Source organism: Streptomyces sp. NPDC088766, assembly GCF_044750845.1.
Taxonomy (GTDB): domain Bacteria; phylum Actinomycetota; class Actinomycetes; order Streptomycetales; family Streptomycetaceae; genus Streptomyces.
On record NZ_JBIVKQ010000003.1, the window covers coordinates 237,533 to 258,283 of the forward strand.

General features: G+C 69.6%; 19 protein-coding genes, 2 tRNA genes and 1 pseudogene. 17 read left to right on the top strand and 5 right to left on the bottom strand.

The genetic code is table 11. The annotated features are described in order from the left end of the window. The first annotated feature begins 116 nt into the window (after positions 1–116). The 7 genes from gnd to ACIP5W_RS06385 all read left to right on the top strand — a co-directional run bounded on the left by gnd (position 117) and on the right by ACIP5W_RS06385 (position 8,937). On the top strand, positions 117–992 hold the full coding sequence (gene gnd / locus ACIP5W_RS06355; RefSeq protein ID WP_401467509.1) for a phosphogluconate dehydrogenase (NAD(+)-dependent, decarboxylating): 876 nt from the start codon (positions 117–119) through the stop codon (positions 990–992). A gap of 77 nt (positions 993–1,069) precedes the next feature. After that, entirely contained in the window at positions 1,070–2,191 is a 1,122-nt protein-coding gene (gene recF, locus ACIP5W_RS06360) for a DNA replication/repair protein RecF (RefSeq protein WP_401467512.1), read from the top strand. After that, complete coding sequence (locus tag ACIP5W_RS06365) at positions 2,188–2,718, top strand: DUF721 domain-containing protein (protein WP_401467515.1); 531 nt, start codon at positions 2,188–2,190, stop codon at positions 2,716–2,718. Before recF ends, ACIP5W_RS06365 begins: the two co-directional genes overlap by 4 nt. A gap of 466 nt (positions 2,719–3,184) precedes the next feature. Beyond that, positions 3,185–5,269, top strand: coding sequence for a DNA topoisomerase (ATP-hydrolyzing) subunit B (gyrB, locus tag ACIP5W_RS06370; protein ID WP_401467518.1), 2,085 nt, complete (start codon positions 3,185–3,187; stop codon positions 5,267–5,269). Positions 5,270–5,311: 42 nt separating this feature from the next. After that, positions 5,312–7,906 carry a DNA gyrase subunit A gene (gene gyrA, locus ACIP5W_RS06375; protein ID WP_401467521.1) on the top strand — a complete coding sequence of 865 codons (2,595 nt, stop codon included), beginning with the start codon at positions 5,312–5,314 and terminating at the stop codon, positions 7,904–7,906. Between the two features lie 18 nt (positions 7,907–7,924). Further along, on the top strand, positions 7,925–8,737 hold the full coding sequence (locus tag ACIP5W_RS06380) for a DUF3566 domain-containing protein (RefSeq protein WP_401467524.1): 813 nt from the start codon (positions 7,925–7,927) through the stop codon (positions 8,735–8,737). 123 nt (positions 8,738–8,860) lie between these two features. Continuing rightward, positions 8,861–8,937 (top strand) — tRNA-Ile (locus tag ACIP5W_RS06385). A 426-nt stretch (positions 8,938–9,363) separates the two neighbouring features. Here ACIP5W_RS06385 and ACIP5W_RS06390 read toward each other — a convergent pair. Next, complete coding sequence (locus ACIP5W_RS06390; protein WP_401467527.1) at positions 9,364–9,732, bottom strand: DUF6344 domain-containing protein; 369 nt, start codon at positions 9,730–9,732, stop codon at positions 9,364–9,366. A 339-nt stretch (positions 9,733–10,071) separates the two neighbouring features. On the opposite strand from ACIP5W_RS06390, the gene ACIP5W_RS06395 reads away from it, so the two are divergent. Continuing rightward, positions 10,072–10,200 carry a DLW-39 family protein gene (locus tag ACIP5W_RS06395; protein ID WP_003999697.1) on the top strand — a complete coding sequence of 43 codons (129 nt, stop codon included), beginning with the start codon at positions 10,072–10,074 and terminating at the stop codon, positions 10,198–10,200. A gap of 209 nt (positions 10,201–10,409) precedes the next feature. Continuing rightward, a complete protein-coding gene (locus ACIP5W_RS06400; protein WP_401467530.1) occupies positions 10,410–11,786 on the top strand; it encodes a hypothetical protein in 1,377 nt (458 codons plus the stop codon). Here the strand turns inward: ACIP5W_RS06400 and ACIP5W_RS06405 are convergent. Both ACIP5W_RS06405 and ACIP5W_RS06410 read right to left on the bottom strand, forming a co-directional pair. Further along, positions 11,750–13,390 (bottom strand): serine/threonine-protein kinase, encoded by a 1,641-nt coding sequence (locus ACIP5W_RS06405; protein WP_401467532.1) that lies wholly within the window; start codon positions 13,388–13,390, stop codon positions 11,750–11,752. The genes ACIP5W_RS06400 and ACIP5W_RS06405 overlap by 37 nt on opposite strands. A 201-nt stretch (positions 13,391–13,591) precedes the next feature. Continuing rightward, positions 13,592–14,140, bottom strand: a complete 549-nt coding sequence (locus ACIP5W_RS06410) for a helix-turn-helix domain-containing protein (protein ID WP_401467535.1) — start codon at positions 14,138–14,140, stop codon at positions 13,592–13,594. 184 nt (positions 14,141–14,324) lie between these two features. On the opposite strand from ACIP5W_RS06410, the gene ACIP5W_RS06415 reads away from it, so the two are divergent. Further along, positions 14,325–14,397: transfer RNA gene (locus ACIP5W_RS06415), tRNA-Ala, on the top strand. 130 nt (positions 14,398–14,527) lie between these two features. On the opposite strand, the gene ACIP5W_RS06420 is transcribed toward ACIP5W_RS06415, so the two are convergent. Next, complete coding sequence (locus ACIP5W_RS06420) at positions 14,528–15,229, bottom strand: DUF5324 family protein (RefSeq protein WP_401467538.1); 702 nt, start codon at positions 15,227–15,229, stop codon at positions 14,528–14,530. Between the two features lie 334 nt (positions 15,230–15,563). On the opposite strand from ACIP5W_RS06420, the gene ACIP5W_RS06425 reads away from it, so the two are divergent. Next, positions 15,564–16,091, top strand: a complete 528-nt coding sequence (locus ACIP5W_RS06425) for a peptidylprolyl isomerase (RefSeq protein ID WP_401467541.1) — start codon at positions 15,564–15,566, stop codon at positions 16,089–16,091. Positions 16,092–16,255: 164 nt separating this feature from the next. Further along, positions 16,256–17,146 (top strand): rhomboid family intramembrane serine protease, encoded by an 891-nt coding sequence (locus ACIP5W_RS06430; protein ID WP_401467544.1) that lies wholly within the window; start codon positions 16,256–16,258, stop codon positions 17,144–17,146. A gap of 255 nt (positions 17,147–17,401) precedes the next feature. Here ACIP5W_RS06430 and crgA read toward each other — a convergent pair whose 3' ends face one another. Then, positions 17,402–17,656 carry a cell division protein CrgA gene (crgA, locus tag ACIP5W_RS06435; protein WP_086767093.1) on the bottom strand — a complete coding sequence of 85 codons (255 nt, stop codon included), beginning with the start codon at positions 17,654–17,656 and terminating at the stop codon, positions 17,402–17,404. A gap of 141 nt (positions 17,657–17,797) precedes the next feature. Here crgA and ACIP5W_RS06440 point away from each other — a divergent pair, with 141 nt between their 5' ends. From ACIP5W_RS06440 to ACIP5W_RS06460, 5 genes and pseudogenes are all read left to right on the top strand, one after another. Next, positions 17,798–18,586, top strand: a complete 789-nt coding sequence (locus ACIP5W_RS06440) for a DUF881 domain-containing protein (protein ID WP_401467548.1) — start codon at positions 17,798–17,800, stop codon at positions 18,584–18,586. Between the two features lie 6 nt (positions 18,587–18,592). Continuing rightward, positions 18,593–18,881, top strand: a pseudogene (locus ACIP5W_RS06445) (class E sortase); the annotation flags it as partial. A 16-nt stretch (positions 18,882–18,897) separates the two neighbouring features. Then, positions 18,898–19,095, top strand: coding sequence for a hypothetical protein (locus ACIP5W_RS06450; protein ID WP_366058307.1), 198 nt, complete (start codon positions 18,898–18,900; stop codon positions 19,093–19,095). Next, the gene (locus tag ACIP5W_RS06455) at positions 19,092–19,730 is read left to right on the top strand and encodes an aminodeoxychorismate/anthranilate synthase component II (RefSeq protein WP_401467551.1); all 639 of its coding nucleotides are present in this window, start codon (positions 19,092–19,094) and stop codon (positions 19,728–19,730) included. The genes ACIP5W_RS06450 and ACIP5W_RS06455 overlap by 4 nt, the downstream gene beginning before the upstream one ends. After that, a complete protein-coding gene (locus ACIP5W_RS06460) occupies positions 19,649–20,749 on the top strand; it encodes a class E sortase (RefSeq protein WP_401468002.1) in 1,101 nt (366 codons plus the stop codon). Before ACIP5W_RS06455 ends, ACIP5W_RS06460 begins: the two co-directional genes overlap by 82 nt. Positions 20,750–20,751: the final 2 nt, after the last annotated feature.

The window sequence follows — 20,751 nt, forward strand, 5'->3', positions numbered from 1 at the left end:
GCTGCGCGGTACGTCTGAGCGCGTATGCCCACAGGTGTGCGTGACAGTCCGGGGCTAGGCTCGGACAGGGGTGCGAAGGTGCCCCACACGCCACACAGCGACCTAAGGAACAACTGATGGAGCTCGGTCTCGTCGGCCTCGGCAAGATGGGCGGCAACATGCGCGAGCGGATCCGCCGCGCAGGCCACACCGTCGTCGGATACGACCGCAACCCGGACCTCGCCGATGTCCACAGCCTCTCTGAGCTTGTGGACAGTCTCAAGGGCCCGCGGGTCGTCTGGGTGATGGTCCCGGCCGGTGCCGCCACCCAGTCGACCGTCGACGAGCTGGGCGAACTGCTCGAGCCGGGTGACGTCGTCGTGGACGGCGGCAACTCCCGCTGGACTGACGACGAGAAGCACGCCGCGGAACTTGCCGCCAAGGGCATCGGCTTCGTCGACTGCGGCGTCTCCGGCGGTGTGTGGGGCCTGCAGAACGGCTACGCGCTGATGTACGGCGGCGATCCGGAGAACGTCGCCAAGGTGCAGCCGGTCTTCGACGCGCTCAAGCCCGAGGGCGACTTCGGCGCGGTGCACGCCGGCAAGGTCGGCGCCGGCCACTTCGCGAAGATGGTCCACAACGGCATCGAGTACGCCATGATGCAGGCCTACGCCGAGGGCTGGGAACTGCTGGAGAAGGTCGACTCGGTCACCGACGTCCGCGAGGTGTTCCGCTCCTGGCAGGAGGGCACGGTCATCCGCTCCTGGCTGCTCGACCTGGCGGTCGACGCCCTCGACGAGGACGAGCACCTGGACAAGCTGCGCGGCTACGCACAGGACTCCGGCGAGGGCCGCTGGACCGTGGAGGCCGCCATCGACAACGCGGTGCCGCTCCCGGCCATCACGGCCTCGCTGTTCGCGCGGTTCGCCTCCCGCCAGGAGGACTCGCCGCAGATGAAGATGATCGCCGCCCTGCGCAACCAGTTCGGCGGCCACGCGGTAGAGAAGAAGTAGTCCACACGACCGTTTCGGCGGTCCGTCGCAGGACCGTTTCCGCGGTCCATCACGCCGGGGAGGTCGGCGAAACGACCATGCACGTCACGCATCTGTCGCTGGCCGACTTCCGCTCGTACGCCCGGGTCGAAGTCCCGCTCGACCCGGGCGTCACCGCTTTCGTCGGCCCCAACGGGCAGGGCAAGACGAACCTCGTCGAGGCCGTGGGTTACCTCGCCACCCTGGGCAGTCACCGGGTCGCCTCCGACGCGCCCCTGGTCCGCATGGGCGCCGACCGCGCCGTCGTCCGGGCGCAGGTCCGGCAGGGCGAGCGGCAGCAGCTCGTCGAGCTGGAGCTGAACCCCGGCAAGGCCAACCGCGCCCGCATCAACCGGTCCTCGCAGGTCAGACCGCGTGACGTGCTGGGGATCGTACGGACCGTGCTGTTCGCGCCCGAGGACCTGGCTTTGGTGAAGGGTGATCCCGGGGAGCGGCGCCGGTTCCTCGACGAGCTGATCACCGCGCGCTCCCCGCGGATGGCCGGGGTGCGTTCCGACTACGAGCGGGTGCTCAGGCAGCGCAACACCCTGCTGAAGTCCGCCGCGCTGGCCCGTCGGCACGGTGGCCGGACGATGGACCTGTCCACGCTCGACGTGTGGGACCAGCACCTCGCGCGCGTGGGCGCCGAGTTGCTGGCCGCCCGTCTCGATCTGGTGGCCGCGGTCCAGCCGCTCGCCGACAAGGCGTACGAGCAGCTCGCCCCCGCCGGCGGCCCGGTCGCGCTGGAGTACAAGGCGTCGGCTCCGGGCGAGGCGCACACGCGCGAGGACCTCTACGAGCAGCTGATGGGCACGCTCGCCGAGGTCCGCAAGCAGGAGATCGAACGGGGCGTGACCCTCGCGGGGCCGCACCGGGACGACGTGCTGCTCAAGCTCGGTCAGCTGCCCGCCAAGGGGTACGCCTCCCACGGTGAGTCCTGGTCGTACGCGCTGGCCCTGCGGCTGGCCTCCTACGACCTGCTCCGGGCCGAGGGCAACGAGCCGGTGCTGATCCTCGACGACGTCTTCGCCGAGTTGGACAGCAGGCGGCGGGAACGGCTGGCGGAGCTGGTCGCGCCGGGTGAGCAGGTACTGGTCACCGCCGCCGTCGACGACGACGTCCCGCATGTGCTCGCGGGCGCGCGGTACGCCGTGGCGCAGGGGACCGTGGAGCGCGTATGACGTCGCAGGAGCCGAAGAAGGCGCCCGAGCCCTCAGGGGTCGACCTGGCGCGCGTGGCGCTGAGGGCGGCGCGCGAGCAGGCACGCGCGCGTGGGGACGCGGTGCAGCAGAAGAAGCAGGCACGGCGCGGCGGCGGCCTGCGCTCCGGCGCGCGGGCGGACGGCCGCGACCCCCTTGCGCTCGGTGCGGCGATCAACCGGCTCCTCACCGAGCGCGGCTGGGAGGCGCCGGCCGCGGTGGGCGGGGTGATGGGGCGCTGGCCGCAGATCGTCGGTGAGGACGTCGCCAAGCACTGCGAGCCGGAGAGGTACGACGAGGACGAGCGGGTGCTGTTCGTGCGCTGCGACTCCACGGCCTGGGCGACGAACCTGCGGCTGCTCGCCCCGACGCTGGTCGCCCGGCTCAACGAGGACCTCGGCCACGGCCGGGTGCGGCAGATCAGGGTGCAGGGTCCGACGGGTCCCGTCCGTCGTTACGGTCCCCTGCGGGCCCCGGGCAGCAAGGGCCCCGGCGACACCTACGGGTGACATCTGTCACGTACTCCGGCCGGCGCGGTGCTGTCGTACCGTCCCGGCCGTCTTCGTGTGCGGGCCCACGGCTCCGTGCGGCCCGTGAGTGGTCCGGACCCGTTCCCGGACGGTCCGGGCAGGGTCCGAACCCGCTCCCGGAGGGGCCGTGCGAGGTGCGGACGGGGTGGCGGAACCGGAACTGACTCGCCGGTAGCCAAGGGTTGACACCCGGAAGCGCTGAGTGCCTCCGTGAGCCTCTTGGAGGCCCGCTCCGTATATGGGGACCCGGTGGAGACCGGTTGAGGGCGGCACATGCGGACTCAGGTACCGGCAAACCCCCATCACTGTCGGCGCTACCGGTAGACTGGAAGCCAATCCCGCCCCGAACGTGGGGACCGCCCGGGAGACGCTGAGCAACGCTGATCAAGGCTTACCAACGCAACATGCCGCAGCCGCTCCGGCAACCCGCCGACGAGCCCGGCTCGTGCTGTGCCAGAAAGGGCGCTTCGTGGCCGATTCCGGCAACCCCAACGAGAACATCCCGTCCACCGACGCCGGCGTCATCAGCGAGGCCGAGTCCTCGACCAGCGAGGTCACGGCCTCCTACGACGCCAGCGCCATCACCGTCCTCGAGGGCCTGGACGCGGTCCGCAAGCGACCCGGCATGTACATCGGCTCGACCGGCGAGCGCGGTCTGCACCACCTGGTGCAGGAGGTCGTCGACAACTCCGTCGACGAGGCGCTGGCCGGGCACGCGGACACCATCGACGTGACGATCCTGGCCGACGGCGGCGTGCGCGTCGTCGACAACGGCCGCGGCATCCCGGTGGGCATCGTCCCCTCCGAGGGGAAGCCCGCCGTCGAGGTCGTACTGACCGTGCTGCACGCGGGCGGCAAGTTCGGCGGCGGCGGTTACGCGGTCTCCGGCGGTCTGCACGGTGTCGGTGTCTCCGTCGTGAACGCCCTGTCGTCCAAGGTCTCCGTCGAGGTGCGGACCGACGGCCACCGCTGGACGCAGGACTACAAGATGGGCGTGCCGACGGCCCCGCTCGCCAAGCACGAGGCCACGGAGGAGACCGGCACCTCGGTCACCTTCTGGGCCGACGGCGACATCTTCGAGACCACCGAGTACTCCTTCGAGACGCTGTCGCGGCGCTTCCAGGAGATGGCGTTCCTCAACAAGGGTTTGACGATCAAACTCACTGATGAGCGCGAGTCGGCGAAGGCCGTGACCGGTGCGGACGAGGCGGGCGCCGACGTGAAGGACGAGGTCAAGTCCGTCACGTACCACTACGAGGGCGGCATCGTCGACTTCGTGAAGTACCTCAACTCCCGCAAGGGAGAGGCGGTCCACCCCACCATCATCGACCTCGAGGCCGAGGACAAGGACAAGAACCTCTCCCTCGAGGTCGCGTTGCAGTGGAACAGCGGCTACAGCGAGGGCGTGTACTCCTTCGCCAACATCATCCACACCCACGAGGGCGGCACGCACGAGGAGGGCTTCCGCGCGGCGCTGACCTCGCTGATCAACAAGTACGCGCGTGACAAGAAGCTGCTGCGCGAGAAGGACGACAACCTCACGGGCGACGACATCCGCGAGGGTCTGACCGCGATCATCTCGGTGAAGCTCAGCGAGCCCCAGTTCGAGGGCCAGACCAAGACCAAGCTGGGCAACACGGAGGCGAAGACCTTCGTCCAGAAGGCGGTCTACGAGCACCTCAACGACTGGCTGGACCGCAACCCGGTCGAGGCGGCGGACATCATCCGCAAGGGCATCCAGGCGGCCACCGCGCGCGTGGCGGCCCGCAAGGCCCGCGACCTCACGCGCCGCAAGGGCCTGCTGGAGTCGGCGTCGCTGCCGGGCAAGCTCTCCGACTGCCAGTCGAACGATCCCACCAAGTGCGAGATCTTCATCGTCGAGGGTGACTCCGCCGGCGGCTCGGCCAAGTCCGGCCGCAACCCGCAGTACCAGGCGATCCTCCCGATCCGCGGCAAGATCCTCAACGTCGAGAAGGCCAGGATCGACAAGATCCTGCAGAACCAGGAGATCCAGGCGCTGATCTCCGCCTTCGGCACGGGTGTGCACGAGGACTTCGACATCGAGAAGCTGCGCTATCACAAGATCATCCTGATGGCGGACGCCGACGTCGACGGCCAGCACATCAGCACCCTGCTGCTGACCTTCCTGTTCCGCTTCATGCGGCCGCTGGTCGAGGCCGGGCACGTGTACCTCTCCCGTCCCCCGCTCTACAAGATCAAGTGGGGCCGGGACGACGTGGAGTACGCGTACTCCGACCGCGAGCGGGACGCGCTGATCGAGATGGGCCGCCAGCGCGGCAAGCGGGTGCGCGAGGACTCCATCCAGCGCTTCAAGGGTCTCGGCGAGATGAACGCCGAGGAGCTGCGCGTCACCACGATGGACCAGGAGCACCGCGTCCTCGGTCAGGTCACCCTCGACGACGCCGCCCAGGCCGACGACCTGTTCTCGGTCCTCATGGGCGAGGACGTCGAGGCGCGCCGCGCCTTCATCCAGCGCAACGCCAAGGACGTCCGCTTCCTCGACATCTGAGTCGGTCTCAGCTGACCGGACCAGGAAGGATCAACACCAGCAATGACCGACGAGAACACTCCCGTCACCCCTGAAGAGGGCGGCGACATCGCCATGCGCGTCGAGCCCGTCGGGCTCGAGACGGAGATGCAGCGCTCGTACCTCGACTACGCGATGTCCGTCATCGTCTCGCGTGCGCTGCCGGACGTGCGGGACGGCCTCAAGCCCGTCCACCGCCGCGTCCTGTACGCCATGTACGACGGCGGCTACCGCCCCGAGCGCGGCTTCTACAAGTGCGCCCGCGTCGTCGGCGACGTCATGGGCAACTACCACCCGCACGGCGACTCCTCGATCTACGACGCTCTGGTCCGCCTCGCGCAGCCGTGGTCGATGCGCATGCCGCTCGTGGACTCCAACGGCAACTTCGGCTCGCCGGGCAACGACCCGGCCGCGGCCATGCGGTACACCGAGTGCAAGATGGCACCGCTGTCGATGGAGATGGTCCGCGACATCGACGAGGAGACCGTCGACTTCACGGACAACTACGACGGCCGTTCCCAGGAGCCGACCGTCCTGCCGGCCCGCTTCCCCAACCTGCTGATCAACGGTTCGGCCGGTATCGCGGTCGGCATGGCGACGAACATCCCCGCGCACAACCTGCGCGAGGTCGCGGCCGGCGCCCAGTGGTGCCTGGAGAACCCGGAGGCCTCGCACGAGGAGCTCCTGGACGCGCTGATCGAGCGCATCAAGGGCCCCGACTTCCCGACCGGCGCCCTCGTCGTCGGCCGCAAGGGCATCGAGGAGGCGTACCGCACGGGCCGTGGCTCCATCACCATGCGCGCGGTCGTCGAGGTCGAGGAGATCCAGAACCGCCAGTGCCTGGTGGTCACGGAGCTGCCCTACCAGGTCAACCCGGACAACCTCGCGCAGAAGATCGCCGACCTCGTGAAGGACGGCAAGATCGGCGGCATCGCGGACGTCCGTGACGAGACGTCCTCGCGCACCGGCCAGCGCCTGGTGATCGTCCTCAAGCGGGACGCGGTCGCCAAGGTCGTCCTGAACAATCTCTACAAGCACACGGACCTGCAGACCAACTTCGGCGCCAACATGCTGGCCCTGGTCGACGGCGTCCCGCGCACCCTCTCCCTGGACGCGTTCATCCGCCACTGGGTGACGCACCAGATCGAGGTCATCGTCCGCCGTACGAAGTTCCGGCTGCGCAAGGCGGAGGAGCGGGCGCACATCCTGCGCGGCCTGCTGAAGGCCCTGGACGCCATCGACGAGGTCATCGCGCTGATCCGGCGCAGCGACACCGTCGACATCGCGCGCACGGGCCTGAGGGACCTCCTGGAGATCGACGACATCCAGGCGAACGCCATCCTCGAGATGCAGCTGCGCCGCCTGGCCGCCCTGGAGCGCCAGAAGATCGTCCAGGAGCACGACGAGCTGCAGGCGAAGATCACGGAGTACAACGAGATCCTCTCCTCGCCGGTCCGTCAGCGCGGCATCGTCAGCGCCGAGCTGGCCGCGATCGTCGAGAAGTACGGCGACGACCGCAAGACCCAGCTGATCCCCTACGACGGTGACATGTCCATCGAGGACCTCATCGCCGAGGAGGACATCGTCGTCACCGTCACGCGCGGTGGTTACGTCAAGCGGACCAAGACCGACGACTACCGGGCGCAGAAGCGCGGCGGCAAGGGCGTGCGGGGCGCGAAGCTGAAGGAAGACGACATCGTCGACCACTTCTTCGTCTCCACCACGCACCACTGGCTGCTGTTCTTCACCAACAAGGGCCGCGTCTACCGGGCGAAGGCGTACGAGCTGCCCGACGCCGGGCGTGACGCGCGTGGACAGCACGTGGCGAACCTGCTGGCCTTCCAGCCGGACGAGGCGATCGCCGAGATCCTCGCGATCCGCGACTACGAGGCGGCGCCGTACCTGGTCCTGGCCACCAAGGGCGGTCTGGTCAAGAAGACGCCTCTGAAGGATTACGATTCGCCGCGTTCCGGCGGTGTCATCGCGATCAACCTGCGGGAGCGGGAGGACGGATCCGACGACGAACTGATCGGAGCCGAACTCGTCTCGGCCGACGATGATCTGCTGCTGATCAGCAAGAAGGCTCAATCGATCAGGTTCACCGCCTCGGACGACACTCTGCGCCCGATGGGCCGCGCCACCTCAGGTGTCAAGGGCATGAGTTTCCGTGCGAGCGACGAGCTGCTCTCGATGAATGTTGTTCGACCCGGTACGTTCGTGTTCACTGCCACAGACGGTGGGTACGCGAAGCGCACCAACGTCGACGAGTACCGCGTCCAGGGTCGCGGCGGCCTCGGCATCAAGGCCGCCAAGATCGTCGAGGACCGCGGCTCCCTCGTGGGCGCGCTGATCGTCGAGGAGACCGACGAGATCCTCGCCATCTCGCTGTCCGGCGGTGTGATTCGTACGCGAGTCAACGAGGTCAGGGAGACGGGCCGTGACACCATGGGCGTCCAACTGATCAACCTGGGCAAGCGCGATGCCGTGGTCGGCATCGCACGTAACGCCGAGGCGGGACGCGAGGCGGAGGAGGTCGACGGCGACATCGCCGTGGACGACATCGCCGAGGACGTCGCGACCAGCGGCACGGACGAGGGTGAGGCGCCCTCGACCGAGTAGCACGAGGAGTGAGTCATCGTGAGCGGAGCCACGGGCGCCGGTTCGGTCGGAACATCGGCCGGCACCTCTGCCGGCCCTTCGACCGGCACCCCTGCCGGTACGGAAACGGACGGCGGCCGTGGCTCCGCCGCGGTGAAGAAGGACGCGCGTACGGCCGATGCGCATGTGACGGATCCGCACACGACCAACCTCCAGGCGATCAAGTCGCCCGCGAAGGACTCGCACTCGCCCGACACGCATGGATCCCAGGGGGGAACTGTGACGGACACCCGAGGCCCGCAGACCCAGCAGTACGCCGCTGGAGCGGGCCAGGCCGGTGAGGCCCAGCAGGCCTCACCGCTGCCCGGCGAACGCCAGGGGCAGCAGCCCGGCGGGCCCTACCACCCGCCGCAGGCCTACTCGACCCCGGCACCGGCCGGCGCGGTCCGCCGGCCGCGCACCGGCGCCCGGACCACGCCCCGGGTGCGCAAGGCCCGGCTGCGCGTGGCGAAGGCCGACCCGTGGTCGGTGATGAAGGTCAGCTTCCTGCTCTCGATCGCGCTGGGCATCTGCACGATCATCGCGGCCGCGGTGTTGTGGATGGTCATGGACGCGATGGGCGTCTTCGCGACGGTCGGCGGCACGATCTCCGAGGCGACCGGCTCCAACGAGTCGAACGGCTTCGACCTCCAGTCCTTCCTCTCCCTGCCCAATGTGCTGCTGTTCACGGCGATCATCGCCGTCATCGACGTCGTCCTCGCGACGGCTCTCGCGACGCTCGGCGCGTTCATCTACAACCTGTCCGCGGGCTTCGTGGGCGGCGTCGAGCTGACCCTCGCCGAAGACGAGTGACTTGGCCGCACCGGCCGTTCCAAACCTCCACCGCCCCTCCGGCGACAACCGATTTTGGGACTGCCCGCGTCGTGCGCTAATCTTCAGGAGTCGGCGCGCGGGACACACACCGCAAAGCGCGGCGGGGCTATAGCTCAGTTGGTTAGAGCGCATCCCTGATAAGGATGAGGCCACAGGTTCAAATCCTGTTAGCCCCACCAGTACGAAGGCCCCCAACCGGTCAGGTTGGGGGCCTTCGGCGTGTTTGCGCGGGCTTGGGTCGGCGAGCTGCCGGGGAGGGTGGGCGAGCCGGGTGCGGGTGCAGGGTGAGGCCGGGTGACTGATCGCTGAGGCTTGGCGGTCTGGCCGGGTGCCGGGTGCCGGGTGTGAGGGGTGCTGCCGGGCCGTGAGGCCCGGTCTGGGCCATGGGCCTGGCCCCCGAGTCCTGAGCAGTGGAACTGGAACTCGTGCTCATGACTCGTCGCTCATGGCTCCGCACGGGGTGCGGGAGCCGGAGACGCCAGGCATGGGCATGGCGAAGGCCCGGTTGCTCCTGTGGGGAGCTGCCGGGCCTGCATCGTGCGGCTGTACGCAAGTTCGCCGTTACGTCGTGTTCGTGGCTGGGTGCGGCACGTGGTGCCGGGGCGTCAGCGCTGGAGGGGGACGAGGGGCTCGGTGGCGAGGTCGGTCTCGGTGTCGCACGGGGCCGTGAGGTCGTCCGGTTCCGTCTCGGGGAGCGAGCGCTGGCGGCAGTTGGGGGACTTTCCGTGGGCCTCGGCGTGGATGCGCTGCTTCATCGTGGGGGGCAGGGACCGGGCCAGTAGCCAGGACGCCCAGGGAGCCACCGCCGGCACGTTCGCGTGTACGGCGCTGTTGCTTTCACCGCTGTTGCGCGTCGGCTCGCTCTGCGCTACCGCCGTCGTGGCGGTGGTCGTGATGAGTCCGAGCGCCGTGCAGAGCGCGAGGAAGGCGGTGATGAAGGCGGTCCAAAGCTTCGTGATCCGGTTGTCGGTCATGGCCCCTCACTTTCGGGTCGGGCGATTTGCGTACTTTCCTCATGATGTGTATGCGGGGTGCGAAGTGATGGACCGACGCCCGTGGCGTGGCGTTGTTCCGATGAACACCACTCGGATGGGTGCAAGGCGGCCGATAACTCGTCGAAAGCGGTCGAAGTGACCTTCCGTGCGGGCGTGATCACCCTCTGGTCCGAGGGTGCGATCCTCTGCCACGGCCCTGCCTACAGGGCTGTCGAGGGCGGGAGTTGGAGGGCCGACGCAGGTCACCGATCGGTATCGGTCGGTGTGTATAGTCGGGCGCCAGAGGTCCCCTACGTCAAGGAAAGACGAGGTCGCGCGGTGAAGAAGCTTCTCCTGGTCGCACTGGCCGCCATCGGCGGGCTCCTCGTGTACCGCCAGATCCAGGCGGATCGCGCCGAGCAGGATCTGTGGACGGAGGCGACTGACTCCGTGCCCACGGGTTCGTGAGTACCGACACCGAATACTGATCAGGCCCCGACCGCTCTGTGCGGTCGGGGTTTTGTGTTGCGGGGGAGGCCGACCCCGGTTAGGGGCCGCGAAGCAGCCGTTTCGGACGTTCGTGCGGGATGCGGGGGCGGTGCCCGGGCCGGCAGGGCAGGATGGCCCACGGCCGGGTCCGGACAGGACCGCTGCCGGCGAGGTCGAGGGGGCGTGTGATGGGCCGGCGTACGGGGTGGACGACCGCACTGCGCGAGGTCGTGGCGCGGTCGGCCCTCGGGCGGGTCGTGGCCGTGGTGGCGGTGTGCTGCGTGGCCTCGGCCGGGTTGCCGGGGACCGTGGCCCAGGCCGCGGGTGCGGCGGAGGCACCCACCTACGAATTCGACCGGAGCGCCCGCGCCGTCACCGCCGCCGAAGACACCGCCGACGCCGTACGCCTGGAGCCGGGCACCACGTACCGCAGTGCCCTCGCGGGCCGCGAGAAGGCCTACTACCGGCTGGAACTCGACGACGCCTCGAACACGTACGTCTCCGTCACGGCCGTCCCGCGCGCCGGCGCCGCGCTCGCCAGCGGTGACGGCGTCAAGGTCTCCGTGCAGAACGCCGACGGCAGCAGCTGCTCCTACGACACCGTGACCGTGGGCGCCTCCAGGGACCCGCACCCGGTCACCGCCTGGGGGGCGCGCGAGATCCTGGCGGGCAAGGGCCTGTGCCAGGAGGCCGGCACCTACTTCCTCGTGGTCGAGCGCACCGAGACCAGCACCGGGGCCGGGCAGCCCTGGGAGCTGGAACTGGCGCCCGTGTCCGAGCCGCCGACTGCCGCCGGCGGTGCGACGAGCGTGCCCGAGGTGTGGGACTCCGCCACGCCCGCGCCCCTCGTCGCGGAACCCGTCGACCGTCCGGGCGGCGGCGGCTTCTCCGGTGCGACCGCCGTGGGGCAGGGCGTCTGGCGGGACGAGATCGTCCCCGGACAGACCCTCTACTACAAGGTGCCCGTCGACTGGGGACAGCAGCTGTACGCCACCGTCGACCTGGGCAGCGCGGGCACGGACTCCGGATTCGTGGTCCCCGCTCTCGACCTGACGGTCTACAACCCGGTGCGCGCCGAGATCGCCGGCACGAGCATCGGCTACGGAGGCACCCAGAAGTCGACCTCTCTGCCCCCGCTGCCGCCGGTCCGCCACGTCAACCGGTACGCCCCCACGGACCCGGCCCAGAGCCTGCGGTTCGCGGGTTTCCACTACCTCGCCGTGTACCTCTCGGCGCGCGTCGCCGAACGCTTCGGCGAGGGGCCCTACGGCGTGAAGCTGCGCGTCCGGATCGGCGGGACCGCACAGGCCGGACCGGAGTACGAGGGCCGGCCGGTGCCGAGCGGTGTCTTCGAGACCGGTGCGCGGAGCGGGCAGGGCGTCTCGGCCGGCGGTACGGCCGACGGCGGTGGCGGTGCCGGGGGTGACGGCGCGATGGCGGCGGTCGCCGTGGGCGGCATCGGTACCGGCAGCGCGCTGTTGCTGGTGCTCGGCGTGTGGACGGTGACGGCCAGGCGCCGCGCCTCCGCTCAGATCCGGGCCAACGCCCAGAACCCGACGGCGTAGCAGGCCAGGGCCAGCAGCAGAAGGGGCAGCGCGACCTTGGCGGGCGGCCCGGGCCGCCGGGCTGCTTTCGCTCGGCGATGACCACGGCGGCGGACGGGCTCCGGCGGTTCCGGAGCAGGGGCTGCGGAAGGCGGAACCTGTGGGTCCTGAGCGGTGTAGGAAGCGGTGGAGGCGTCGACACGCCTCGCGGACGAGGGCCGGGAAGGCAGTACGAAGGTGGACTCGCTCGGGGCGCCGCGAAGGGGGGCTTGCCCGGAGGCCGTGCCCGGGCGCAGGGGAGGCGGCAGGTGGAAGCCGCCGGTGTCCGACAGGGAGTGGACGGGGCCGGTGGAGGAGGTGGCACGCCGCTGACGCGGATCGTCGGCACCGCAGACGTGCGGTGGAGCGTCAGGCGCGGGGAAGGCCGCCCCCGGCCCGCCGGACAGAGACGATCCGGGCGGTACGGCGTCGTCGGCGCCGGTCCCGGGCGGTACGGCGCCCGCAGCCGGTCCCGGTCCGGCCTGGGGAACGGGCGGCCGTCGCGGCGGCACCTGAGGCGGTACGACGGGGGGACCGGGGGGCGGTGCGGCGGGCGGGGCCGGGGTCCCGGATGTCACGGAACCCGTGCCCGGCCATGCCGGCAGGGGATCCCGGCCCGGTTCGCCGGGAGTGGACCCCGTGGTGTCCTGCTGTGGGGGCATCCGCCCGAAGGACGAGGAGGCCACCGCGACGCCCGACGCCGGTTTTGCGGGGCCCTGGGGGCCGAAGCCCTCCGGCAGCGGTCCGATCTGGTCGAAGATCTCGATCTGCTCGTCGTCCGGGCCGGGCGCGGGAAGCAGCTCGGCGGCCGCGGCCAGTGCCTTGCGCGCCCCCGTCGCGGTGCGGAAGCGGGCCTCGGGGTCCGGTTGCAGCAGCGTGGCCACGACCTGCCACAGCGGATCGGGAACGTCCTTGGGTGCGCCCGGAGTTCCGTGCTCCGCGAAGTACTGGATGAGGGCCTTGGCGTCCGGCTTGGCGCCCTCGAGGAGGTACAGGGCGACGAGGCCGACGGCGAAGAGATCGGCGGGGAAGTCGGGTTCGGCACCCATCATCTGTTCGGGGGCGAGGTAGCCGGGTGTTCCCACCACGAGGTTGGTCTCGGTCAGGCGTGGCTCGCCCAGCCGCATCGCGATGCCGAAGTCGGACAGCCGCAGTCGTGGGCGGGCCGTCCCGGTGGCCTCCAGCAGGATGTTGGCGGGCTTGATGTCACGGTGGACGACACCCTCGGCGTGGACCGCGGAGAGTCCGGACAGCAGCTGGTCGAGGAGGGTGCAGACGAACAGGGGAGGCAGCGGGCCGTAGTCGCCCACGAGGTGGACCAGGGAACCGCCGGTGACCAGGTCCATGGTGAACAGGACCTTGTCGTCGTCCGCGGCCCAGCTGGCGGGGGCGAGAACGTGGGGATGGTCGATGCGCAGCGCCTGCTCGCGGACGAAGCGGAGCAGCGCGTGGGCGTCGCTCTGCTGGAGCACCTTGGCGGCGACATAACGGCGGCGGCGATGGTCCCAGGCGCGCCAGACGGCGCCGACTCCTCCGCGGCCGATCGGGTCGGCGAGTTCGTACCGTGCGGCGAAGACCTCACCCATGGTGGTGCGTCGCTCCTCCCCGTCGGGATTTCCCCTGCTGTCCCCTCGCTACCCCGGTGATGAGTGATACGACCCCCGTGGCCCGTCACGATCCGGCTCGCGTCATCCCCCGGCGAAGAGCGCCACTTCCGCGCCCCTCGCGGTCCCGCACTGTGCCGTCGGCCCGGTCGCCGAACCCCCTCCGGTCACCGGGCCCGGTGCTCAGCTCTGGTGGGACTGGTAGTGCGCCACGGCGTCCGAGGTACGGCCGGCGCCGTAGACCTTGAGGAACTCTGCCAGTTCCGGGTGGGTCGGGGCGAGGGTGTCGGCCGCGTCGATGATGTCACCGGCGGCGGCCACCGAGCGCAGCAGCGACTGGATCTCGCGGACGACCCGCTTGACCGTGGGCGCCCCCGAACCGCTCGTCGTCTGCGTGGTGTTGCTGAGCACCGATCCCCCTTGCGACCGCTTGATCTCGTCCATGCGCTCGGTCGCCTCGGCGGCGCTGACGCTGCCGTCCGCGACCTGGGCCGCCAGCTCCTGCAACAGCTGCACCCGCTGTACGACCGCCGGGTTGCCGATCTTCGCCCGCTGCCCGCTCATCAGCTGGGACAGCATCGGCGCCGACAGCCCCAGCACCCCCGCGAGACGAGCCTGGTTGAGACCGAGGTCGTCTATGAGCTTACGGAAGAGCGCCCCCAGCGGCTCCCCGTACCAGTTCCGCTGCAGTTCCCGCGCTCTCGCGGTGGCTTCCTGCTGTGCGGCGTCCATGTGCGTCTCCCCATCGCTTCCCCAAGAAACCGCGGTTCGCTGTCGCGAACCACGCCGAGCATCTTACGGAGAGTGGTCATCCGCGGGGACCCCCAATCTTTTTGCGAGATACGGGGGGTGACCCGGTACTCTGGTCGTCGGCGCCCGCCGGGATCGTCTCCTCCGGCCGGACGCTTACCCATGAGGGGCCTTAGCTCAGTTGGTAGAGCGCTGTCTTTGCATGGCAGATGTCAGGGGTTCGACTCCCCTAGGCTCCACATCGAAAGAGCCCCTCCGTCCGGTGACCACCGGACGGAGGGGCTCTTCTTCGTGTGACCCCGCGGATTCCTGGAGCGACGGCCCCCTGGATCCTCGGGGCTGTTTCACGTGAAACGTGGGCAGAGAGGCTCAGCCGCGGTCCTCGCGCTTCGACGTCTCCTCGTCCTCCTTCGCCTGAACCTCGGGGTCGAGGGCCGAGGCGTCAACACTGCCGTCGACCGATGTCAGACCGCCTGCGGCGGGCACCTCGGTGGCGGCGGGGGGCTCGACCAGCCAGTCGGGGTTGGCCTGCTTGTCCCACCACTTCCAGGCGGCGAAGGCGCCTCCGGCCACGATGCCGGCCACCGCCAGTGCCTTGGCGAGCTTGCCCGCCCTGGCCCGGCGGCGGTGCTTGCGCACCAGCTTCTCGATGTCCCTCGGCGTCACCTGACCGCGCAGGGCAGCCATCGCGGCGACGCTGCGGGCGGCGGCCTCGCTCTTCACGGGCCCGGCTGCGGCCACCGCCTGTTCGATCTTCGGCCGGGAGTAGTCGGCGGCCTGCCGGGCGGCCAGGCGCGTACGGAGAGCCGCTTCATGAGCGGCCTGGTCGACCTTCGGCGGGACATGCGCCAACGCCTGCTCCAAGCGGGGCGCCACAAGGGCGTCGTACTGGACGCGGGCCTGTTCGGCGGCCTGCGACACTTTGGGCGCGAGCCGTACGCGGGCCTCGTGCGCGTAGAGCGCGGCCCTCTCCTTGGCCGTGTCGGCGTAGGGCGCCACCACTTCCGCGGCGTGCAGCACGCTGTCCTTCGCCGAACCGGTCGCGGCGCGCACGCTGTCGATGCGGGTCACGGGTTCCTCCTCCTCGGTGGCGTACGGTATTTCGACTTTCCACCCTTTTACGGATCATGCCTGCCGACAGCCTTTGGGGCATGCGTGGGCGGGCATACGGGTGCCGGACGCCCGAGTTGTCTTGATCAGATCCAAGAGCGGATGAATAAGGGGCAACCGGAACGTGTCGTCGACAATGCCACGGATCGGCCCGGATTGCCCCCGTCGCGGACTGGACCAGCGCTTTTCCGTATGTGAAGCGGGCGGTTCCTGCGCACGGGACGGCGGCCGGGCGACGGTCCGCCCCGGGCGTGCGAGGATCGGTGGGTCACACGAAGACAACGGAAGGCAGACCGTGGCCGAGCAGCTTTACGCCACCCTGAAGACCAACCACGGCGACATCGAGGTCCGGCTCTTCCCGGACCACACGCCCAAGACGGTCAAGAACTTCGTCGACCTCGCCACCGGGGGACGGGAGTGGACCCACCCCGCCACCGGCGAGAAGTCCTCGGCCAAGCTCTACGACGGCACGGTCTTCCACCGGGTGATCAGCGGATTCATGATCCAGGGCGGTGACCCGCTGGGCAACGGCACCGGTGGGCCCGGCTACCAGTTCGAGGACGAGTTCCACCCGGACCTGCGCTTCGACCGGCCGTATCTGCTGGCGATGGCCAACGCCGGCCCGGGCACCAACGGCTCGCAGTTCTTCATCACCGTCTCCCCGACGGCCTGGCTGACCCGCAAGCACAGCATCTTCGGCGAGGTCACCGACCCGGCGAGCCAGAAGGTCATCGACGCGATCGCGGGCACCCAGACCAACCCGCGCACCGACCGCCCGCTGAAGGACGTCGTCATCGAGTCGGTCGTCGTCGAGAAGCGGTAGCCCTGATCCGCGCTTGAGCGCACGCCACGGCACGCCACGGCACGGCACGGCATGGCACGGCACCGGGCCGGTCGGCGCCCGGTGCCCCGTGGGAACCATTTGCCCCGCTCGTCCGTAGGGACGGTCGGGGCACAGCCTTGTTCACGACGAGATCGGGGGAGCCCATGGATCAGGCGTCAGGCAGCCGGCCGGACGACGCGCAGAGCGGTCTGCCGGTCTGCTACCGGCATGCGGGCCGTGAGACCGGCGTGCGCTGCACGCGTTGTGAGCGCCCGATCTGCCCCGAGTGCATGGTGAGCGCCTCCGTCGGCTTCCAGTGCCCGGAGTGCGTGCGGAACGGCTCCGGCACGGGACACGCGCCGGACGCGAACCGGCCCCGCACCCTTGCGGGCGGGACCGTCGTGGCCGACCCGCGGCTGCTCACGAAGATCCTGATCGGGATCAACGTGGCGGTTTTCCTCGCCGTCCAGGTCCGGTCGTCGTTGCTGGGCCACCTGGTGCTCGTCGGCCAGTGGCCCCCGGCGCCGTTCGGCGCCACCGAGGGTGTCGCCCAGGGTGAGTGGTACCGACTCCTCACCTCGATGTTCACTCACGAAGCCATCTGGCACATCGCCTTCAACATGCTGAGCCTGTGGTGGCTCGGCGGCCCGTTGGAAGAGGCCCTGGGGCGTGTGCGGTACCTGGCTCTCTACCTTGTCTCCGGACTCGCGGGCAGTGCTCTGACCTATCTGTTGGCCTCCCCGAGCAGTGGTTCGCTCGGTGCCTCCGGGGCCGTCTTCGGGCTTTTCGGTGCCACCGCTGTGCTGATGCGCCGCATGCGCCACGACATGCGGCCGATCATCGCCCTACTGGTGATCAACCTGATCTTCACCTTCGGGTGGAGCAACATCGCCTGGCAGGCCCACATCGGCGGCCTGGTGGCCGGTGTCGTCGTCGGGTTCGCCATGGTCCACGCTCCGCGCGATCGCCGCTCCCTCGTGCAGTACGGCACCTGCGCCCTCGTGCTGGCCGTGATCGTGGTCGTCACGCTCTTGAGGACCGCCCAGCTCACCTGAGCGCAACCCGGGGCCGCGTTGTCCACAGCGTGTGCCCGATCTTGTGCATAGGGTGCGGGAACAACTGTGCCCCCTGCCAGTGACCAGCTTTTTCGCAGGTCAGGCAGGGGGCGAACAAGTTTTCGGTTGCTGGCCGTTCGTCATACCGGCGTCAACGTCCAGAAGGTTATCCACAGATGGTCGTTCTTTTTCCCCACTGTGGAAAAGGGTTGTGGATAACTCGGTGGATAGCTCTGGGCAGAGGTGCTCCGCCGGCTACTTCCACTGGGTGGAGACACCGAAGCCGGCGGCGATGAAGCCGAAGCCGACCACGATGTTCCAGTTGCCCAGGGCGTCGATGGGCAGCGATCCGTCGGTCACGTAGAACACGACGATCCAGGCGAGTCCGATGAGGAACATGGCCAGCATCACCGGTGCGACCCAGGCACGGCTGTTGAGCTTGATGGCGGTCGCCTGCTTCGCGGGCGGCGGCGTGTAGTCGGCCTTCTTGCGGATACGTGACTTCGGCACGAGGGTCTCTCCTGTCGATGCGCTGCGTGGCCGCGCAGGGTACTGGGTCGGGCTCGGGTCGGCGTACAAGGGGACACTGACCGCTCCCCCGGGCGTCCGTTAGCGTAGTGCTTCTACGGCGCCGAAGGAGATAAGGGTACGTTGAGCAATTCTGCCGACTTCCCCGGGACGGGTTCAACGGGGTCCGCTTCCGGCCGCCGTCCGCGCTTCCGGCCGGTCCGGGTGCTCACCGCCGGTGTCTTCGCCCTCGCGGGTCTCATCTTCTTCACCAGCTTCGACACCGCCAAGGGCACCAACATCCGCACGGACGCCTCGCTGCTGAAGCTGTCCGACCTCATCCAGGAGCGCAGTCACAAGAACGGCGAGCTGGACGAGTCCAACGCGGCCCTGCGCGACGAGGTCGAGTCACTGGCCGAGGCCGACGACGGCAGCACCCTGGCCGAGGACGAGAAACTGGCCCGGCTCGAGGACGCTGCGGGCACCCAGAAGGTCAAGGGCCCGGCGGTCACGGTCACGCTCAACGACGCCCCGCCGAACGCCACCGCCAAGCTCCCCGGCTATCCGGAGCCCCAGCCCGACTACCTGGTCATCCACCAGCAGGACCTCCAGGCCGTGGTGAACGCCCTGTGGCAGGGCGGCGCCGAGGGCATCAAGGTCATGGACCAGCGACTGATCTCCACCAGTGCGGTGCGCTGTGTGGGCAACACCCTGATCCTCCAGGGCCGCGTCTACTCCCCGCCGTACAAGATCCAGGCGGTCGGGGACCCCGAGAAGCTCCAGCAGGCGCTCGCGGACTCCCCGGCGATCCAGAACTACATGGTGTACGTCAACGTCTACGGGCTCGGCTGGAAGGTCACCGAGGACGGCACGGTGACGCTGCCCGGCTACTCGGGCACGGTGGATCTGCACTACGCGAAGCCGGTGGAGTAGCCGCATCCGCCGCTTGGTTTCACGTGGAACAAGCCCGTGCTCGAAAGGACGGCCACCGGCACCCTGAAGAAGGGGTTCGGCCATTGACCGATCAGGGGCGTGCAGAACAATGCCCTCGGACGTCGAGTTGATCGACCCTGTGCCACGTAAGTCGGGGTGTACGCGTCCCGGACGTCGTCCGACGCCGACGACGTGCGATCCCGGGCGGGGGCGCGGTCACCGGCTGATCGTCCGGGCGCACCTGGACTCCACACAGCCTGTGGAGGCAGGCAGACCGAAGGCCCTGCGCCGCTAGTCTGGTGACGTACGGCGTGAGTCTGGTGCCGTGGTGCGACGGAAGGGACGGCATGTACGGCTGGATCTGGCGGCATCTGCCGGGAAACGCGTTGGTGAAGGCGCTGATCTCGATCGTGCTGGTTCTGGCCGTGGTGTACGCCCTCTTCCAATACGTCTTCCCGTGGGCCGAACCGCTGCTTCCCTTCAACGATGTGACGGTGGACAACCAGTGAGTGCGCGCATTCTCGTCGTCGACAACTACGACAGCTTCGTCTTCAACCTGGTCCAGTACCTGTACCAGCTGGGTGCCGAGTGCGAGGTCCTGCGCAACGACGAGGTGTCGACGGCGCATGCCCAGGACGGCTTCGACGGCGTCCTGCTGTCGCCGGGCCCCGGCACCCCGGAGGAGGCCGGCGTCTGCGTGGACATGGTCCGCCACTGCGCGAGCACCGGCGTGCCCGTCTTCGGCGTCTGCCTGGGCATGCAGTCGATGCAGGTGGCGTACGGCGGTGTGGTGGACCGGGCGCCGGAACTGCTGCACGGCAAGACCTCGCTGGTGGAGCACGGCGGCAAGGGCGTCTTCGCCGGTCTGCCCTCGCCCTTCACGGCGACCCGCTACCACTCGCTCGCGGCCGAGCCGGCGACGGTCCCGGCCGAGCTGGAGGTCACGGCCCGCACCCGGGACGGCATCGTCATGGGCCTGCGCCACCGTGAACTGCCCGTCGAGGGAGTGCAGTTCCATCCGGAGTCGGTACTCACCGAGCACGGGCACCTGATGCTGGCCAACTGGCTGGTGGAGTGCGGCGACCAGGGTGCCGTGGCGAGGTCGGCGGGGCTCGCCCCGGTGGTGGGCAGGGCCACGGCGTGACCGCAGTGCGCCCCGAGCGTGAGGATCTGTACGGCGGCACGCCGTACGAGCCTCCCATCGACGAGGAGACGGTGGCGCTGCGGATACCGCAGTCGCCCGGGTCCGTGTTCGGCGGCGATTCCCTCCTGTCCGCTTCTGGAGCCTCGACGGCCCCTCCTGTCGCGGGAACCCCGGCGGGAGGCCGGGCGGCCCGCAGAAAGGCCGCCAAGGGCCGCCACGGGCGCCACGGGGGTCATGGTGACCACGACGACAGCCAGGGTGACTCTGGTGGCCCTGAGGGCCCGTCGGGAACAGCGGCGCGACCCCTCTCACGGGTGGAGGCCCGCCGGCAGGCGCGGGCCCGCAAGCCGAGTGCGGCCGTCGTCGCCAGCCGGGCGGTCGGCGAGGTGTTCATCACCACCGGTGTGCTGATGCTCCTCTTCGTCACCTACCAGCTGTGGTGGACGAACGTCCGGGCGCACGCGCAGGCGGACAGGGAGGCCAGCAGCCTCCAGGACGACTGGGCGAACGGCAAGCGCAACCCCGGAACCTTCTCGCCGGGACAGGGCTTCGCCATCCTGCACATCCCGAAGCTGGACGTGGTGGTGCCGATCGCCGAGGGCATCAGCAACAAGAAGGTGCTCGACAAGGGCATGGTCGGGCACTACGGCGAGGACGCGCTGAAGACGGCCATGCCCGACGCGAAGACCGGCAACTTCGGGCTCGCCGGCCACCGCAACACGCACGGCGAGCCGTTCCGGTACATCAACAGGCTCCAGCCCGGCGACGCGATCGTCGTCGAGACGCAGGACGAGTACTACGTCTACAAGATGGCGTCGATGCTCCCGGTGACCTCGCCGAGCAACGTGAGCGTCCTCGAACCCGTGCCGCCGGGATCGGGATTCACCGGGCCTGGCCGGTACATCACGCTGACGACGTGCACGCCGGAGTTCACCAGCAAGTACCGGTTGATCGTCTGGGGCAAGATGGTCGAGGAACGGCCGCGCAGCAAGGGCAAGCCGGATGCGCTCGTCGAGTAGGC

Coding starts and splice junctions, on each gene's coding strand:
- ACIP5W_RS06400 (WP_401467530.1), top strand. CDS start 10,410: ATGGGCCGGCGTACGGGGTGGACGACCGCACTGCGCGAGGTCGTGGCG.
- ACIP5W_RS06410 (WP_401467535.1), bottom strand. CDS start 14,140: ATGGACGCCGCACAGCAGGAAGCCACCGCGAGAGCGCGGGAACTGCAG.
- ACIP5W_RS06430 (WP_401467544.1), top strand. CDS start 16,256: ATGGATCAGGCGTCAGGCAGCCGGCCGGACGACGCGCAGAGCGGTCTG.
- ACIP5W_RS06365 (WP_401467515.1), top strand. CDS start 2,188: ATGACGTCGCAGGAGCCGAAGAAGGCGCCCGAGCCCTCAGGGGTCGAC.
- ACIP5W_RS06390 (WP_401467527.1), bottom strand. CDS start 9,732: ATGACCGACAACCGGATCACGAAGCTTTGGACCGCCTTCATCACCGCC.
- gyrA (WP_401467521.1), top strand. CDS start 5,312: ATGACCGACGAGAACACTCCCGTCACCCCTGAAGAGGGCGGCGACATC.
- recF (WP_401467512.1), top strand. CDS start 1,070: ATGCACGTCACGCATCTGTCGCTGGCCGACTTCCGCTCGTACGCCCGG.
- ACIP5W_RS06405 (WP_401467532.1), bottom strand. CDS start 13,390: ATGGGTGAGGTCTTCGCCGCACGGTACGAACTCGCCGACCCGATCGGC.
- gnd (WP_401467509.1), top strand. CDS start 117: ATGGAGCTCGGTCTCGTCGGCCTCGGCAAGATGGGCGGCAACATGCGC.